Origin of the sequence: Enterobacter sp. AN-K1 (genome assembly GCF_020971765.1) — a bacterium.
Taxonomy (GTDB): Bacteria; Pseudomonadota; Gammaproteobacteria; order Enterobacterales; family Enterobacteriaceae; genus Enterobacter; species Enterobacter hormaechei_C.
This window is the reverse complement of sequence record NZ_CP087390.1, coordinates 2,515,584-2,533,641: the sequence shown is the minus strand read 5'-3', so window position 1 is coordinate 2,533,641 and position 18,058 is coordinate 2,515,584. Positions and strand designations below refer to the sequence as shown.

The 18,058-nt window shown below is 55.6% G+C and carries 13 protein-coding genes and 1 riboswitch; of the genes, 10 read left to right on the top strand and 3 right to left on the bottom strand.

Translation table 11 applies throughout. From position 1 onward, the window contains the following. Positions 1-6: 6 nt before the first annotated feature. Positions 7-777 (bottom strand): NAD(+) diphosphatase, encoded by a 771-nt coding sequence (nudC, locus tag LOC22_RS12150; protein ID WP_230238929.1) that lies wholly within the window; start codon positions 775-777, stop codon positions 7-9. A gap of 95 nt (positions 778-872) precedes the next feature. On the opposite strand from nudC, the gene LOC22_RS12145 reads away from it, so the two are divergent. From LOC22_RS12145 to LOC22_RS12100, 10 genes are all read left to right on the top strand, one after another. Next, positions 873-1,370, top strand: coding sequence for an Rsd/AlgQ family anti-sigma factor (locus LOC22_RS12145; RefSeq protein WP_017384077.1), 498 nt, complete (start codon positions 873-875; stop codon positions 1,368-1,370). Positions 1,371-1,424: 54 nt separating this feature from the next. Beyond that, positions 1,425-1,534, top strand: a riboswitch (TPP riboswitch). A gap of 79 nt (positions 1,535-1,613) precedes the next feature. Next, complete coding sequence (gene thiC / locus LOC22_RS12140) at positions 1,614-3,509, top strand: phosphomethylpyrimidine synthase ThiC (RefSeq protein WP_230238928.1); 1,896 nt, start codon at positions 1,614-1,616, stop codon at positions 3,507-3,509. Continuing rightward, on the top strand, positions 3,509-4,150 hold the full coding sequence (gene thiE / locus LOC22_RS12135) for a thiamine phosphate synthase (protein WP_230238927.1): 642 nt from the start codon (positions 3,509-3,511) through the stop codon (positions 4,148-4,150). The genes thiC and thiE overlap by 1 nt, the downstream gene beginning before the upstream one ends. After that, on the top strand, positions 4,137-4,892 hold the full coding sequence (gene thiF, locus LOC22_RS12130) for a thiazole biosynthesis adenylyltransferase ThiF (protein ID WP_230238926.1): 756 nt from the start codon (positions 4,137-4,139) through the stop codon (positions 4,890-4,892). The genes thiE and thiF overlap by 14 nt, the downstream gene beginning before the upstream one ends. Beyond that, positions 4,876-5,076 carry a sulfur carrier protein ThiS gene (gene thiS, locus LOC22_RS12125; protein ID WP_003862324.1) on the top strand — a complete coding sequence of 67 codons (201 nt, stop codon included), beginning with the start codon at positions 4,876-4,878 and terminating at the stop codon, positions 5,074-5,076. The genes thiF and thiS overlap by 17 nt, the downstream gene beginning before the upstream one ends. A gap of 1 nt (position 5,077) precedes the next feature. After that, on the top strand, positions 5,078-5,845 hold the full coding sequence (gene thiG, locus LOC22_RS12120; RefSeq protein ID WP_063133333.1) for a thiazole synthase: 768 nt from the start codon (positions 5,078-5,080) through the stop codon (positions 5,843-5,845). Continuing rightward, positions 5,845-6,972 (top strand): 2-iminoacetate synthase ThiH, encoded by a 1,128-nt coding sequence (thiH, locus tag LOC22_RS12115; protein ID WP_230238925.1) that lies wholly within the window; start codon positions 5,845-5,847, stop codon positions 6,970-6,972. Before thiG ends, thiH begins: the two co-directional genes overlap by 1 nt. A gap of 338 nt (positions 6,973-7,310) precedes the next feature. Then, the gene (locus LOC22_RS12110; protein WP_015569974.1) at positions 7,311-8,852 is read left to right on the top strand and encodes a sensor domain-containing diguanylate cyclase; all 1,542 of its coding nucleotides are present in this window, start codon (positions 7,311-7,313) and stop codon (positions 8,850-8,852) included. A gap of 180 nt (positions 8,853-9,032) precedes the next feature. Next, positions 9,033-9,341: a PTS sugar transporter subunit IIB gene (locus tag LOC22_RS12105; protein ID WP_010425948.1), complete on the top strand. Its 309-nt coding sequence runs from the start codon at positions 9,033-9,035 to the stop codon at positions 9,339-9,341. Beyond that, a complete protein-coding gene (locus tag LOC22_RS12100; protein WP_003862327.1) occupies positions 9,341-9,658 on the top strand; it encodes a PTS lactose/cellobiose transporter subunit IIA in 318 nt (105 codons plus the stop codon). The genes LOC22_RS12105 and LOC22_RS12100 overlap by 1 nt, the downstream gene beginning before the upstream one ends. Positions 9,659-9,716: 58 nt before the next feature. Here the strand turns inward: LOC22_RS12100 and rpoC are convergent, their stop codons facing one another. Then, positions 9,717-13,940, bottom strand: a complete 4,224-nt coding sequence (gene rpoC, locus LOC22_RS12095; protein WP_017384083.1) for a DNA-directed RNA polymerase subunit beta' — start codon at positions 13,938-13,940, stop codon at positions 9,717-9,719. Between the two features lie 76 nt (positions 13,941-14,016). Beyond that, positions 14,017-18,045 carry a DNA-directed RNA polymerase subunit beta gene (gene rpoB, locus LOC22_RS12090; protein WP_015569976.1) on the bottom strand — a complete coding sequence of 1,343 codons (4,029 nt, stop codon included), beginning with the start codon at positions 18,043-18,045 and terminating at the stop codon, positions 14,017-14,019. Positions 18,046-18,058 lie beyond the last annotated feature (13 nt).

Here is an 18,058-nt window from a genome sequence, read left to right as displayed (position 1 = left end):
GTAACACTACTCATACTCGGCCCGACACATTGCCACGGTATCTTCTATCAGGCGACGCGCCACCGTTCCCGGCGGGGGCAGCAGCGGTAAATCGTCGTAGCGATACCAGTTCGCCTCCAGCAGCTCTTTCTGATCGATAACAATCTCGCCGCTGTCGTATTCCGCCATAAACGCGGTCATCAGGGACATCGGGAACGGCCACGGCTGCGATGTCACATAGCGCAGGTTTTTCACCTTAATGCCGCTCTCCTCCATCACCTCGCGCGCCACCGCCTGTTCCAGCGTTTCGCCGACTTCCACGAACCCGGCGAGGACGGTGTGAATGCCGTTGCGATGGCGGGTATGCTGCGCCAGCAGGATGGAATCATCACGGCGGATGGCGACAATGATGCACGGTGCGATTTGCGGGTAGTAGCGTTCACGGCAGTGGCCGCAAAGCATTGCCCACTCGGTTTTGCTCGGGTGCATGGTGTGGCCGCAGTAGCCGCAGTATTTGTGCGAGCGGTAAAACTCCGCCAGCTGCACGCCGCGCCCCGCCAGCTGGAACAGGCCGACATCCCGATCCAACACCTGACGAACGGAGCCCATATCCTGACGAGCCTGTTGGATCAACCATACCGGATCGCCCTGCCACTCGCCGATCCGCAGCGCCGGTTGGCCGACGAGATCGAAGATGTCTGCCGCACCGTAGGGTATATCCCCACCGGGCAGCCATAATTTTTGTTCGTGACTGACGATCCACCAACCCAGATCTGATTTTTCAATAATACGTTCCATATCTATTGCACTACCTTCGCTTCACTGACATGTTGTTAGCATTATGGTTACATTTTGGATAAGCAGATCCCATTCTAAACCTTATGGAGTCGACCATGTTAAACCAGCTGGAAAGCCTGACTGAGCGCGTTGGAGGAAGTAACACCCTGGTGGATCGCTGGCTACATGTGCGCAAGCATCTACTCGTGGCGTATTACAATCTGGTTGGTCTTAAGCCTGGCAAAGAATCCTTTATGCGGCTGAATGAAAAAGCGCTGGACGACTTCTGTCAGAGCCTGGTCGACTACCTCTCCGACGGCCATTTCAACCTTTATGAACGCATTATTCGCGAAATGGAAGGGACAACGCCGTATTTAGCGGCCAGCAAACTCTGTCCGCTGCTGGAAGCCAACACCCAGCAGATCATGGACTACTACGATTCCACGCTAGAGAACGCTATCGATCACGATAACTATCTTGAGTTTCAGCAGGCGCTTTCCGACCTTGGCGAAGCGCTGGAAGAGCGATTCACGCTGGAAGACAAGCTCATCGCCCTCGTGCTGGACAACAACCTGAATATCAGCACCAGCGATAACGTTGCGCGCCCTGCTTGAGTTCTTAATCGTTAACGAGTAATTTACAACCATTCGCCCCTCTCACGAGGGGAATTTTTCTTGTCGGAGTGCCCAGTGTGAAAGCACGGGCTGAGACCGTTAATTCGGGATCCGCGGAACCTGATCAGGTTAATACCTGCGAAGGGAACAAGAGTCACACTGCTGTTGTATCGCCCCTGAGGCGATCTTCTCTTGCTTCATCCGTCGTCTGACAAGCCATGTCCTTCACATCTGGAATGAGCTATGTCTACTGCAAAACTGACCCGCCGCGAACAGCGCGAACACGCACAACGCTTCATCGACACCCTGGAAGGCACCGCTTTCCCGAACTCGAAACGCATCTACATTTCCGGCTCACAGGCTGATATCCGCGTGCCGATGCGCGAAATCCAGCTCAGCCCGACGCTTATCGGCGGCAGCAAAGAAAACCCGCAGTTTGAAGACAACGAAGCCGTGCCGGTGTATGACACCTCCGGCCCGTACGGCGACCCTTCTGTTGCTATCAACGTACAGCAGGGTCTGGCAAAACTGCGCCAGCCGTGGATTGACGCCCGTAACGACTGCGAAGAACTGAGCGTGCGCAGCTCGGCGTATACCAACGCGCGCCTGGCCGACGACGGTCTGGACGAGCTGCGCTTTACCGGCCTGCTGACGCCGAAACGCGCCAGAGCGGGTAAATGCGTGACCCAGCTGCACTACGCGCGCCAGGGTATCGTCACGCCGGAGATGGAGTTCATCGCCATCCGCGAAAACATGGGCCGCGAGCGCATCCGCAGCGAAGTGCTGCGCCACCAGCATCCTGGTGAAGGGTTTGGCGCTCGCCTGCCGGAAAACATCACGCCGGAATTTGTGCGTGGTGAAGTGGCCGCCGGGCGCGCCATTATCCCCGCCAACATCAACCACCCGGAATCCGAGCCGATGATTATCGGCCGCAACTTCCTGGTGAAGGTCAACGCCAACATCGGTAACTCGGCGGTGACGTCATCCATCGAAGAAGAGGTGGAAAAGCTGGTCTGGTCGACGCGCTGGGGCGCGGATACGGTGATGGATCTTTCCACTGGCCGTTATATTCACGAAACCCGCGAATGGATCCTGCGTAACAGCCCGGTACCGATTGGCACCGTCCCGATTTATCAGGCGCTGGAGAAGGTTAACGGCATCGCCGAAAACCTCACCTGGGAGGCGTTCCGCGACACGCTGCTGGAGCAGGCCGAGCAGGGCGTGGACTACTTCACCATCCACGCGGGCGTGCTGCTGCGCTACGTGCCGATGACGGCGAAACGTCTGACCGGTATCGTCTCACGCGGCGGTTCGATTATGGCGAAATGGTGCCTTTCCCATCATCAGGAAAACTTCCTCTACGAGCACTTCCGCGAAATCTGCGAAATTTGCGCCGCGTACGACGTCTCCCTGTCGCTGGGCGACGGCCTGCGCCCGGGCTCCATCCGCGATGCTAACGACGAGGCGCAGTTTGCCGAGCTGCACACGCTGGGCGAGCTGACCAAAATCGCATGGGAGTACGACGTGCAGGTGATGATTGAAGGCCCGGGCCATGTGCCGATGCAGATGATCCGTCGCAACATGACCGAGGAGCTGGAGCACTGCCACGAAGCACCGTTCTACACCCTGGGGCCGTTGACCACCGATATTGCGCCGGGCTACGACCACTTCACGTCAGGCATTGGCGCGGCGATGATCGGCTGGTTCGGCTGCGCCATGCTCTGCTACGTGACGCCGAAAGAGCACCTCGGGCTGCCAAACAAAGAGGACGTGAAGCAGGGGCTGATCACCTACAAGATTGCCGCCCACGCGGCGGATCTGGCGAAAGGCCATCCGGGCGCGCAAATCCGCGACAACGCCATGTCCAAAGCGCGCTTTGAATTCCGCTGGGAAGACCAGTTTAACCTGGCCCTCGATCCGTTCACCGCCCGCGCCTATCACGACGAAACCCTGCCGCAGGAATCGGGCAAAGTGGCGCACTTCTGCTCCATGTGCGGACCAAAATTCTGCTCGATGAAGATCAGCCAGGAAGTACGTGATTATGCCGCCGCGCAGACCATTGAAGTCGGCATGGCGGACATGTCGGAAACCTTCCGCGCGAAAGGCGGCGAAATCTACCTCAAAAAAGAGGAGGCATAATGTACCAGCCTGATTTCCCCCCTGTCCCCTTCCGCTTAGGGCTTTACCCGGTGGTGGACAGCGTGGAGTGGATCGCCCGCCTGCTGGAAGCTGGCGTTCGCACCCTCCAGCTACGCATCAAGGATAAACGCGATGAAGAGGTGGAGGCCGACGTGATCGCCGCTATCGCGCTGGGACGTCGCTACCACGCCCGCCTGTTTATCAACGACTACTGGCGGCTGGCGGTTAAACACCAGGCGTACGGCGTGCATCTGGGACAGGAAGATCTGGAAACGACCGATCTCAACGCGATCCGTGACGCCGGTCTGCGGCTGGGCGTTTCTACCCACGATGATATGGAGATCGACGTGGCGCTGGCGGCCCGCCCCTCTTACATCGCGCTCGGGCACGTTTTCCCAACGCAAACCAAACAGATGCCGTCCGCTCCACAGGGTTTGACGCAGCTGGCGGCCCACGTTAAGCGCCTTGCCGATTACCCCACCGTTGCCATCGGCGGGATCAGCCTTGAACGTGCGCCCGCGGTGCTGGAGACCGGCGTCGGCAGTATCGCCGTCGTCAGCGCTATCACCCAGGCGGCAGACTGGCAGGCCGCCACCGCGCAGCTTTTACAACTGGCAGGAGCAGGTGATGAAAGATCGTGATTTTATGCGTTACAGCCGCCAGATCCTGCTGGAGGATATCGCCATCGAGGGGCAGCAAAAGCTGCTCGCCAGCCGGGTACTGATTGTCGGTCTGGGCGGATTGGGCACCCCCGCAGCGCTGTATCTGGCCGGCGCGGGCGTGGGCACGCTGGTGCTGGCCGATGACGACGAGGTACATCTCAGCAATCTGCAACGGCAAATCCTCTTTACGACAGAAGATATCAACCAGCCTAAAGCGCACGTTACGCGCCAGCGGCTGAACCAGCTTAACCCCGATATCGAACTGGTCGCACTCCAGACGCGGCTGAGCGGGGAAGATCTGCAACGCGAAGTGGCCCTTGCCGACGTGGTGCTGGACTGTACGGACAATATGGCGACACGTCAGGCCATCAACGCGGCCTGTGTTGCGCAGAACACGCCGCTGATCACCGCCAGCGCGGTCGGTTTCGGTGGGCAAATAATGGTGCTTACGCCGCCGTGGGCACAGGGCTGCTACCGCTGCCTGTGGCCGGACGAGGCTGAACCGGAGCGTAACTGCCGCACGGCAGGCATTCTGGGCCCGGTGGTGGGCGTGATGGGTACTCTTCAGGCGCTGGAGACCATCAAGTTGCTCAGCGGCATGGAGACAGAACGCAACACGCTGCGGCTGTTCGACGCCCGCTCCAACGGCTGGCGTCATCTGGCGTTAAACCGTGCCAGCCACTGCCCGGTATGCGGAGGCCGCAATGCGCATTCTGTTTAACGATGAGCCGATGACGTGCGACGACGATCTCACCGTTGCCGCCCTGCTCGACACGCTGCGCCAGCTGAAGCCGGGAACGGCGCTGGCGCTCAATCAACAGATCCTGCCGCGCGAGCGGTGGGAACATCAGCAGGTCAATGAAGGCGACCAGATCCTGCTGTTTCAGGTTATCGCAGGGGGCTAAGATGTTACGTATTGCCGACAAAGTCTTTGATTCACATCTGTTTACCGGAACCGGAAAATTCGCCTCCCCGCAGCTGATGGTGGATGCCATTCGTGAAAGTGGCAGCCAGCTGGTGACGCTGGCGATGAAGCGCGTGGATCTGCGTCAGCACAACGATGCCATACTTGCGCCGTTACTGGAGGCAGGCGTGACGCTCTTACCGAATACCTCCGGTGCGAAAACGGCCGAGGAAGCAATTTTCGCTGCGCAACTGGCGCGAGAAGCGCTCGACACCCGCTGGCTGAAGCTGGAAATTCATCCGGACGCCCGCTGGCTGTTGCCCGATCCGATCGAAACCCTGAAAGCGGCAGAGAAGCTGGTGCAGCAGGGATTCACCGTTCTGCCCTACTGTGGTGCCGACCCCGTGCTCTGTAAGCGTCTGGAAGAGGTCGGCTGCGCGGCCGTAATGCCGCTGGGCGCCCCCATTGGCTCCAACCAGGGGCTGGAGACCCGCGCGATGCTGGAAATCATTATTGAGCAGGCGACCGTGCCGGTGGTGGTGGATGCGGGCATCGGCGTACCCAGTCACGCCGCGCAGGCGCTGGAGATGGGGGCCGATGCGGTGCTGGTCAATACCGCGATTGCGGTGGCCGACGACCCGGTGATGATGGCGCGTGCGTTCCGCCTTGCCGTGGAGTCCGGTCTGCTGGCTCGGCAGTCCGGCCCCGGCTCGCGCAGTGTTCAGGCGCAGGCCACCAGCCCGCTGACCGATTTTCTGGAGGCGCTCTGATGGCTACCTTTACCAATCGCTGGCGTCAGCTTAACTGGGACGATATTGCCCTGCGCATCAACAGCAAAACGGCTGCGGACGTTGAGCGGGCATTAACAGCCCGGCATTCGACGCGCGAGGATTTGATGGCCCTGCTTTCTCCGGCAGCCAGCGCGTACCTTGAACCGATGGCCCAGCGCGCGCAACGCCTCACCCGCCAGCGTTTTGGCAACACGGTGAGCTTTTACGTGCCGCTCTATCTTTCTAATCTGTGCGCCAATGACTGCACCTACTGTGGTTTCTCCATGAGCAACCGTATTAAGCGTAAAACGCTGGATGAGCATGAGATCGCCCGCGAGTGTGCGGCTATTCGTGAGATGGGTTTTGAACATCTCCTGCTGGTGACGGGTGAACATCAGGGCAAAGTGGGGATGGACTATTTTCGCCAGCATCTTCCGGCCATCCGCCGCGAATTTGCCTCGTTGCAAATGGAAGTGCAGCCTCTGTCGCAGGAGGAATATGCGGAGCTGAAAACCCTCGGGCTGGACGGCGTAATGGTTTATCAGGAAACCTACCATGAGGCGACCTATGCCCGGCATCACCTGAAAGGGAAGAAGCAGGATTTCATCTTCCGGCTGGAAACGCCGGACAGGCTGGGGCGCGCCGGTATCGATAAAATTGGGCTGGGCGCGCTTATCGGTCTGTCCGACAGCTGGCGGGTGGACTGCTATATGGTGGCGGAGCATCTGCTGTGGCTACAGCAGCAGTACTGGCAAAGCCGCTATTCCATCTCTTTCCCGCGGCTGCGTCCCTGTACGGGAGGCGTTGAACCCGCCTCGCTGATGGATGAGCGCCAGCTGGTGCAAACCCTGTGTGCATTTCGCCTGTTCGCGCCGGAAGTGGAATTGTCGCTCTCCACGCGTGAATCCCCCGCGTTTCGCGATCGCGCGATCCCGCTGGCGATCAATAACGTCAGCGCCTTTTCCAAAACGCAGCCGGGCGGTTACGCGGACGATCACCCGGAACTGGAACAGTTTGCACCGCACGACGGCCGACGGCCCGAAGCGGTGGCGGAAGCCCTGACTGCACAGGGGCTACAGCCGGTGTGGAAAGACTGGGATAGCTGGCTGGGAAGAGCCTCGCATTAGCGCTGAAACTGTCTGCAAAAATGCGAAAAGGTTACGAGGCGGCTCGTAAGATCATAACCGGGCGATTGAGGCGATCTGCCCGGTTTTCTTATGCTTAACCACGTCAGCAACGGACGCTGACCAGGGTGAAAATGCTTCTTCCTCGTTTCGCCCTGCCCTCCGCCTCTTAAACAAAATTCAATTGATACAATAAATACGTCGTTTCTTATCTACGCTTAAGATAAATCATCTCGTCGGTAATCGCCTTCTGTATAATTTACTACCAGCAACCGGACAGCGACTATGCTGAGGGTATCGACAGACGCAACGCGTCTACCATCTGGATTGATGTACAACTCATGGCACTCCACAGTAAAAAGCTCTCTTTTACCCGGCCAATTATGGTCAGCTTCGCGGGGATCCTGTTCAGTTTCGCGCTGATCGCCGTCCTGGTCGTCCTTTCACAGAGAAAGGATTTTCTTGAGGATTATCATAAAATTAATGGTAATTTCACCCATAATCTGGCGGTGAACTATACCGAATCCATCCTGCGAGAAAATGACTATATTCTTGGTCGCGCTGCGATGTACTTCGCCCGTAACGACAGAGTAAATCAGACAATAAATATCGATCCGACACACGGTTTGCAGATGTTGATGCATTTGCAGAACCTGATGCCGACGGTGTCGTCTATCTCTCTGGCGGACACAGAAGGGCGCCATCTGCGCGCGCCGGAAGTGCTGCCAACGGAGAAAAGTAAGTCGTTCGACGCCAGAACCCGCCCATGGTTTGTCGGGCAAGCGGAAGCCAGCAACTTTCCTCACTACACCCGCCCCTATCTGGACTATTTCACCCAACATCCTACTGTCACCCTCTATAAGCCGGTCATTTCACCGGAAGGCCGTCTGAAGGGCACGCTCGCTTTCCATCTTGATTTAACGTCCATGGGGTATACCCTGCGCCAGATGGTGGCGCCGGTTCAGGGTGAGTTTTTTGTCGTGGAGCGTGACGGTGCCGTTGTGCTGCATCCGGACACGGGGGCGCTCTTTAAGCAGTACGTAAGCGAAGCGCTGATGGACAAAATGACCAGCGGCGAAGGCCATCTTTTCGACCCCAAAAGTAAAACCTGGTATTACTACTACTCTTTCACCAATCCGGACTGGTTTGTGATTTATCGGGTCTCCGATGCCACGCTTACCGTCATCACCCGGCATGAAACCACCGTCGTCGGCTGGGGATTTGCGCTGGCGGCAATCATCATCATTTTGTTCGGGCTTTACCTTCGTCATGCCTCGCGTTCTGTGCTGATGAACATTATCAACGCCATCAAAACCGGCGACGTCAACCAGGCGCCACGCCTTGAGGCGATGCTCAGCCATACCATTCGAACCAATAAAGAACGCGAGCTGGCCTATGTCCGTCAGGCCACCCATGATGCGCTGACAGGTTGCAAAAATCGCCGTGCGTTCGATAACGATGTGGATGAGCTGCTGACCGCTCATCAACCCTTCGTTCTGGCGCTGATCGACATCGATAACTTCAAATCCATTAACGACACCTGGGGCCACCTGAGCGGGGATATTGTGCTGCGCAACGTGGCGCGGGAAGGTATTCAGATCATGCAGCCGCACCACGTTTCCGTTTACCGCTACGGTGGAGAAGAGTTCGGCGTGATATTCCCGGCCGAGCTGATGAACTCCGCGCACGCGCTACTGGAAGCCTGGCGCACCGCCGTTGAGAAGCGGACCTGGCGGGAAGAGAACCTGCGAGTGACCTTCAGCGCCGGGATGGGAGAGTGGCACTTCGAACCGCTGGAGCAGTTTATCGGTAGCGTAGATGAAGCGCTGTATACCGCTAAACAACAGGGTAAAAACCGCATCGTAAGCACGGCCAGCCGATAATACCCTTCCTGAAATTCTGCCCGATCTGACGGGCAGAATGCTCTCCGCTGTAAAATTGTAACCGGTTTCAGAAAAATGCCGATTTCTTTGTGATGCCTGACACACAATCGCGGTAAAGCGGTTGTTGAAGCGGTCTGCACGGGATAATTATCAATAAACACATGTAGATCGAGGCTGACTATGAAGAACATCGTTTTATGCTGTGCAGCGGGAATGTCAACCAGCATGCTGGTTCAACGTATGAAAGATGCCGCGCAGAAAAAAGGAGTCGAAGTAACCATTAAAGCCGTTCCGGTCGCGGAGTTTAAAGATAACATCGCGACGGCTGATATCGTATTACTGGGGCCACAGGTTAAATACGAACAGGCAAAACTCCAGGCGCAGGCCGATCCGCTCGGAAAAAAGGTTGCGGTCATCGACATGATGGATTACGGCATGATGAAAGGTGATGCCGTACTGGAAAAAGCGCTCAAACTTCTGGAGTCATAATGGAAGACTTAGAAACCACGATTATGGAACTGCTGGTCAACGCAGGCGCAGCGCGCAGTGCGGCCCTGACGGCGTTACAGATGGCGCGAAAAGGCGACTTTGATGAAGCCGAGAAAGCGATGGAAGAATCGCGTGAATATGTGAAGCATGCGCACACCATCCAGACACAGCTTATTGGTCTTGATGAAGGCACCGGGAAGCTTCCGGTTAACCTGATTACCGTCCACTCTCAGGATCACCTGATGAACGCAATGGTTATTCAGGATCTGGCGGGCGATATGATTGAGCTTTATCGACGCATCCCGTTAGTGAATTGAAGACATACAGACGTAAAAAAACCCGCCGAGGCGGGTTTTTTATTTACGGCATCAACGATTACTCGTTGTCGGAACCGCCCAGACCTGCGTTCAGCAGTTCTGCAAGGCTCGCGGATGCATCTTCGGCAGTCACCTGCGGTGCAGCTGGCAGTTCGCCCGCTGCGCGACGACGCATACGATCCTGGTGGTACGCATAACCGGTACCGGCCGGGATCAGACGACCCACGATAACGTTCTCTTTCAGACCGCGCAGTTCATCACGTTTACCTGCAACAGCCGCTTCGGTCAGGACACGAGTGGTTTCCTGGAACGATGCAGCAGAGATGAAGGACTCGGTTGCCAGAGACGCTTTGGTGATACCCAGCAGATCGCGTGCGAAGGTCGCACCGATTTTGCCGTTCGCTTCCAGATCGCGGTTAGCGATCTTAACGCGTGAGTATTCAACCTGCTCGCCTTCCAGGAAGTCGGAGCTGCCCGCGTTTTCGATGGTTGCTTTACGCAGCATCTGACGAACGATAACTTCAATGTGTTTATCGTTAATCTTAACGCCTTGCAGACGGTATACGTCCTGTACTTCGTTAACAATGTAACGGGTAACAGCATGCACACCACGCAGACGCAGGATGTCGTGCGGCGCTTCTGGACCATCGGAAACCACGTCACCACGTTCTACGCGTTCACCTTCGAACACGTTGAGCTGACGCCACTTAGGAATCATCTCTTCGTACGGCTCGCTGCCATCTACTGGCGTAATAACCAGGCGGCGCTTACCTTTGGTCTCTTTACCGAAGGAGATGATACCGCTGATTTCAGCCAGGATCGCAGGCTCTTTCGGACGACGTGCTTCGAACAGGTCCGCAACGCGTGGCAGACCACCGGTGATGTCCTTGGTACCGCCGGATTCCTGAGGAATACGCGCCAGGGTGTCACCAGAGCTGATCTGTACGCCATCTTCCAGCTGTACAATCGCTTTACCCGGCAGGAAGTACTGCGCAGGCATATCGGTACCAGGGATCAGAACGTCGTTACCCTGAGCATCAACGATTTTCAGTGCAGGACGCAGATCTTTACCGCCGGTAGTACGTTCAGCAGAATCCAGAACCACCAGAGAAGACAGACCGGTCAGCTCGTCGGTCTGACGAGTAATGGTCTGGCCGTCGATCATGTCAGTGAAGCGGATGAAACCACTTACTTCGGTGATAACCGGCATGGTGTGTGGATCCCAGTTTGCAACGGTTTCACCGCCAGCAACCTGCTCGCCATCACCTTTCGCCATAACCGCACCGTAAGGCACTTTATAGCTCTCTTTGGTACGACCGAATTCGTCGATCAGCTTCAGCTCGGTGTTACGGGAAGTGATAACCAGTTTACCGCTGGAGTTCACAACCGACTTCGCGTTGCTGAGCTTGATGCTACCTTTGTTTTTCACCTGGATGCTGGATTCAGCAGCCGCACGAGATGCCGCACCACCGATGTGGAACGTACGCATCGTCAGCTGTGTACCCGGCTCACCGATGGACTGTGCCGCGATAACGCCGATAGCCTCACCTTTGTTGATGATGTGGCCACGCGCCAGGTCACGACCGTAGCAGTGCGCACACACACCAAAGTCGGTGTCACAGGATACAACGGAACGCACTTTCACGGAGTCAACAGAGTTCGCTTCCAGCAGGTCACACCACTGTTCGTGCAGCAGGGTGTTGCGTGGAACCAGAATGTCTGCGGTGCCCGGCTTCAGAATGTCTTCCGCGGTCACACGACCCAGTACGCGATCGCGCAGCGGCTCTTTAACATCACCACCCTCGATAACCGGGGTCATGGTGATACCTTCGAGGGTGCCACAATCGTCTTCGGTGACGACCAGATCCTGCGCAACGTCAACCAGACGACGCGTCAGATAACCGGAGTTCGCCGTTTTCAGTGCGGTATCCGCCAGACCTTTACGCGCACCGTGCGTGGAGATGAAGTACTGGAGTACGTTCAGACCTTCACGGAAGTTCGCGGTGATTGGCGTTTCGATGATGGAGCCATCTGGCTTCGCCATCAGACCACGCATACCTGCCAGCTGACGAATCTGTGCCGCAGAACCACGCGCACCGGAGTCGGCCATCATGTAGATGCTGTTGAAGGAGACCTGCTGCTCTTCTACGCCGTCACGGTTAATCACGGTTTCGGTTTGCAGGTTATCCATCATCGCTTTAGATACACGATCGTTCGCCGCAGCCCAGATATCGATAACTTTGTTGTAACGTTCGCCTGCGGTTACCAGACCAGACTGGAACTGCTCCTGGATCTCAGCAACTTCAGCTTCCGCTTCAGAGATGATCTCGTGTTTCTTCTCTGGGATGACCATGTCATCGATACCAACAGATGCACCTGAACGCGCTGCATAAGCAAAGCCGGTGTACATTGTCTGGTCAGCGAAGATTACGGTCGGCTTCAGACCCAGAATGCGGTAACAGGTGTTCAGCATTTTGGAGATCGCTTTCTTGCCCAGCGCCTGGTTGACGATGGAGAAAGGCAGACCTTTCGGTACGATCATCCACAGAATGGCACGGCCAACGGTCGTGTCTTTCAGGCTGGTGTGCGCAACGAACTCGCCGTTTTCATCTTTTTCGTATTCGGTGATACGCACTTTAACGCGCGCATGCAGAGAGGCCAGGCCAGCGCGATAAATACGCTCAGCTTCTTTCGGGCCAGTCAGCACCATGCCTTCGCCTTTGGCGTTAACACAGTCACGGGTCATGTAGTACAGACCCAGTACAACGTCTTGAGAAGGAACGATGATAGGTTCACCGTTCGCTGGAGACAGGATGTTGTTGGTAGACATCATCAGCGCACGCGCTTCGAGCTGGGCTTCCAGCGTCAGCGGTACGTGAACAGCCATCTGGTCACCATCGAAGTCGGCGTTATAGGCCGCACAAACCAGCGGGTGCAGCTGGATCGCTTTACCTTCGATCAAGACTGGCTCAAAGGCCTGGATACCCAGACGGTGCAGAGTTGGTGCACGGTTCAGCAGTACCGGGTGTTCGCGGATCACTTCGTCCAGGATATCCCAAACGACAGCTTCTTCACGCTCAACCATTTTCTTCGCGGCTTTGATGGTGGTGGCGAGGCCACGCAGTTCCAGCTTGCCGTAGATGAACGGTTTGAACAGCTCCAGTGCCATTTTCTTCGGCAGACCGCACTGATGCAGACGCAGGTATGGACCTACGGTGATTACAGAACGACCGGAGTAGTCAACACGCTTACCGAGCAGGTTCTGACGGAAACGACCCTGCTTACCTTTGATCATGTCGGCCAAAGATTTCAGAGGACGTTTGTTAGAACCGGTGATCGCACGACCACGACGACCGTTATCCAACAGGGCATCGACTGCTTCCTGAAGCATACGTTTTTCGTTGCGTACGATGATGTCCGGCGCAGCCAGATCCAGCAGACGTTTCAGACGGTTGTTACGGTTGATCACGCGACGGTACAGATCGTTCAGATCCGACGTTGCGAAACGACCACCATCCAGCGGAACCAGCGGACGCAGATCTGGCGGCAGAACCGGCAGAACGGTCAGGATCATCCACTCTGGTTTGTTACCAGACTGAACGAACGCTTCCAGCAGTTTGATACGCTTGGTCAGCTTTTTACGCTTGGTTTCGGAGTTGGTTTCGTTCAGCTCTTCGCGCAGAGTTTCACACTCTTGCTCCAGATCCATGCTCTTCAGCAGGGCCTGGATAGCTTCCGCACCCATCTTCGCGTCGAATTCGTCACCGAACTCTTCCAGCGCGTCCAGATACTGTTCTTCGGTCAGGATCTGGTTACGTTCCAGATTGGTCATCCCGCCTTCGATAACCACATAAGATTCGAAGTACAGAACACGTTCGATATCGCGCAGCGGCATATCCAGCAGCAGACCGATACGGGACGGCAGAGATTTCAGGAACCAGATGTGAGCGGTCGGAGACGCCAGCTCGATGTGGCCCATACGCTCACGGCGTACTTTGGTCTGGGTCACTTCAACGCCGCACTTCTCACAGATCACACCACGGTGTTTCAGGCGCTTGTACTTACCGCACAGGCACTCGTAATCTTTTACTGGCCCGAAAATACGCGCACAGAAAAGGCCGTCACGCTCAGGTTTGAACGTACGGTAGTTAATGGTTTCCGGCTTTTTAACTTCACCGAAAGACCATGAACGGATCATGTCTGGCGAAGCCAGAGCAATTTTGATCGCATCAAACTCTTCGGTTTTAGTTTGCGCTTTCAGAAACTTTAATAAGTCTTTCACGGATTTGCTCCCGTCGGAGTTAGCACACTCTGCTGTCGGGCGTTAACCCGACAGCAGTGACCTGTTTGAGCGAGAATTACTCGTCTTCCAGTTCGATGTTGATACCCAGCGAACGAATCTCTTTCAACAGTACGTTGAAGGATTCTGGCATGCCCGGTTCCATCTGATGGTTGCCGTCTACGATGTTCTTATACATCTTAGTACGACCGTTCACGTCATCAGACTTAACGGTGAGCATTTCCTGCAAGGTGTATGCTGCGCCGTATGCTTCCAGCGCCCACACTTCCATCTCCCCGAAGCGCTGACCACCGAACTGAGCCTTACCACCCAGCGGCTGCTGAGTAACCAGGCTGTAAGAACCGGTAGAACGAGCGTGCATCTTGTCGTCGACCAGGTGGTTCAGTTTCAGCATGTACATGTAACCTACGGTTACCGGACGCTCGAACTGTTCACCGGTACGGCCGTCAAACAGCGTAATCTGACCAGACGTTGGCAGACCACCCAGTTGCAGCAGCTCTTTAATTTCAGCTTCTTTTGCACCGTCGAATACCGGCGTTGCAATTGGCATACCTTTGCGCAGGTTCTCTGCCAGACGCAGCACTTCTTCATCGCTGAAGGTGTTCAGGTCGACTTTCTGACGAACGTCGGTACCCAGATCGTAGGCACGCTGGATGAACTCGCGCAGTTTCGCGACTTCCTGCTGCTGTTTCAGCATGGCGTTGATCTTATCGCCGATACCTTTCGCAGCCATACCCAGGTGGGTTTCCAGAATCTGACCGATGTTCATACGAGACGGTACGCCCAGTGGGTTCAGTACGATATCTACCGGCGTACCGTTAGCATCGTGCGGCATATCTTCGATCGGGTTGATCTTAGAGATAACACCCTTGTTACCGTGACGACCTGCCATCTTATCACCAGGCTGGATCTGACGTTTAACAGCCAGATACACCTTAACAATCTTCAGCACGCCTGGTGCCAGATCGTCGCCCTGAGTGATTTTGCGGCGTTTCGCTTCGAGTTTTTTCTCGAACTCGTGTTTCAGTTCGTCATACTGCTCAGCCAGCTGTTCCAGCTGATTCTGTTTCTCTTCGTCGGTCAGGCCCAGTTCCAGCCAGCGATCGCGTGGCAGTTTGTCGAGCTTCTCAGCTTCAACGCCACCGGCAACCAGCACCGCATAGATACGGCTGAACAGACCTGCTTCGAGGATTTGCAGTTCTTCAGACAGGTCTTTCTTAGCCTGTTTGAGCTGCATCTCTTCGATTTCCAGCGCACGCTTATCTTTCTCAACGCCGTCACGGGTGAAGACCTGAACGTCGATAACCGTACCGGAAACACCGTTTGGTACGCGCAGAGAAGAGTCTTTAACGTCAGACGCTTTCTCACCGAAGATAGCACGCAGCAGTTTCTCTTCTGGCGTCAGCTGGGTTTCGCCTTTCGGCGTGACCTTACCAACCAGAATGTCACCGCCGGTCACTTCCGCGCCGATGTAAACAATACCGGATTCATCCAGTTTAGAGAGCGCAGCTTCACCCACGTTCGGGATGTCAGCGGTGATCTCTTCTGGCCCCAGCTTGGTGTCACGGGACACACATGCCAGTTCCTGAATGTGGATGGTGGTGAAACGATCTTCCTGAACCACACGCTCGGAGACGAGGATGGAGTCTTCGAAGTTGTAACCGTTCCACGGCATGAACGCTACGCGCATGTTCTGACCGAGCGCCAGTTCACCGAGGTCGGTGGACGGACCGTCTGCCAGCACGTCGCCGCGCTCAACTGGCTCACCCAGAGACACACATGGCATCTGGTTGATACAGGTGTTCTGGTTAGAACGGGTGTATTTGGTCAGGTTGTAGATGTCGATACCCGCTTCGCCCGGATACATCTCGTCTTCGTTAACTTTGATAACGATACGGGATGCGTCAACGTACTGAACGGTACCGCCACGCTTAGCAACTGCTGTAACACCAGAGTCAACGGCAACAGCACGTTCCATACCGGTACCAACCAGCGGCTTATCAGCACGCAGAGTTGGAACGGCCTGACGTTGCATGTTCGCACCCATCAATGCACGGTTGGCGTCATCGTGTTCCAGGAACGGGATCAGGGACGCACCGACGGATACCACCTGCTGGGTGGATACGTCCATGTAGTCAACCTGGTCGCGGCTGAACAAGCTGGATTCGCCTTTGCTACGGCAGGTAACCAGATCTTCTACAAAGTGGCCTTCGTCATCCAGGTTGGAGTTCGCCTGAGCGATAACGTAGTTGCCTTCTTCAATAGCAGACAGGTAATGAATTTCGTCAGTAACAACACCGTCGGTCACTTTACGATACGGGGTCTCGAGGAAACCGTATTCGTTCGTCTGTGCGTACACGGACAGGGAGTTGATCAGACCGATGTTTGGACCTTCAGGCGTTTCGATTGGACATACGCGACCGTAGTGAGTCGGGTGTACGTCTCGAACTTCAAAGCCTGCGCGTTCACGGGTCAGACCGCCTGGGCCGAGTGCGGAGATACGACGTTTGTGCGTGATCTCAGACAGCGGGTTGTTCTGGTCCATGAACTGAGACAGCTGGCTGGAACCGAAGAACTCTTTCACTGCCGCAGAAATCGGCTTCGCGTTAATCATATCCTGAGGCATCAGGGTATCCAGATCGCCCAGAGACAGACGCTCTTTCACCGCACGCTCTACACGTACCAGGCCAACGCGGAACTGGTTTTCCGCCATTTCGCCTACGGAACGGATACGACGGTTGCCGAGGTGGTCGATATCGTCCACTTCGCCTTTACCGTTACGGATATCGATGAGCTTCTTCATCACTTCAATGATGTCGTCTTTGCTCAGGATACCGGAACCTTCGATCTCGTCGCGCAGCAGAGAACGGTTGAACTTCATACGACCAACCGCGGACAGATCGTAGCGGTCTTCGGAGAAGAACAGGTTCTCGAACAGGCTTTCAGCCGCTTCGCGAGTTGGTGGCTCACCAGGACGCATCATGCGGTAGATTTCGACCAGCGCGCTCAGACGATCGTTGGTTGGGTCGACGCGTACAGTCTCAGAGATGTACGGACCGTGGTCCAGATCGTTGGTGAACAGCGTTTCGATACGTTTGTGGCCAGACTGGCTCAGCTTAGCCAGCAGATCCAGGCTCAGCTCCATGTTCGCCGGGCAGATCAGCTCGCCAGTTGATTCATCAACGTAATCTTTCGCGGCTACTTTTCCTGCAATGTATTCAACCGGAACTTCGATGTGTTTGATATCATCTTTTTCCAGCTGGCGGATGTGGCGCGCGGTGATACGGCGACCTTTTTCCACATACACTTTGCCGTCGGCTTCGATGTCGAACGACGCGGTCTCACCACGCAGACGTTCCGGCACCAACTCCATCTGCAACTTGTTGTCGCGGATTTCAAAGATCACTTTCTCAAAGAACAGGTCCAGGATCTGCTCAGTGGTATAGTTCAGTGCACGCAGAATGATGGTTGCAGGCAGCTTACGACGACGGTCGATACGGACAAACAGGTTGTCTTTTGGATCGAATTCGAAGTCCAGCCATGAACCACGGTAAGGAATGATGCGTGCGTTATACAGTACTTTACCGGAAGAGTGCGTTTTACCTTTATCGCTGTCGAAGAAGACACCCGGGCTACGGTGCAGCTGGGAAACGATAACACGCTCAGTACCGTTGATAACGAAAGTACCGTTGTCCGTCATGAGTGGAATTTCACCCATGTAGACTTCTTGTTCTTTAATGTCTTTTACGGTGCCTTCCGGCGCTTCGCGCTCGTAGATCACCAGACGCAGTTTTACGCGCAGCGGTGCGGAATAGGTCACGCCACGGATCTGACATTCCTGAACGTCAAACACCGGTTCGCCAAGGCGGTAGCTGACGTACTGCAGCTCGGAATTACCGCTGTAGCTCTGAATCGGGAACACGGAACGGAAGGCTGCTTCCAGGCCGTACTGCCCTTCAGGATCTTGCTCGATAAACTTCTGGAACGAGTCAAGCTGGATAGAAAGGAGATATGGAATGTCCAGAACTTGTGGACGTTTACCAAAATCCTTACGAATACGTTTTTTCTCGGTATAGGAGTAAACCATAGGGTTCCTCAGC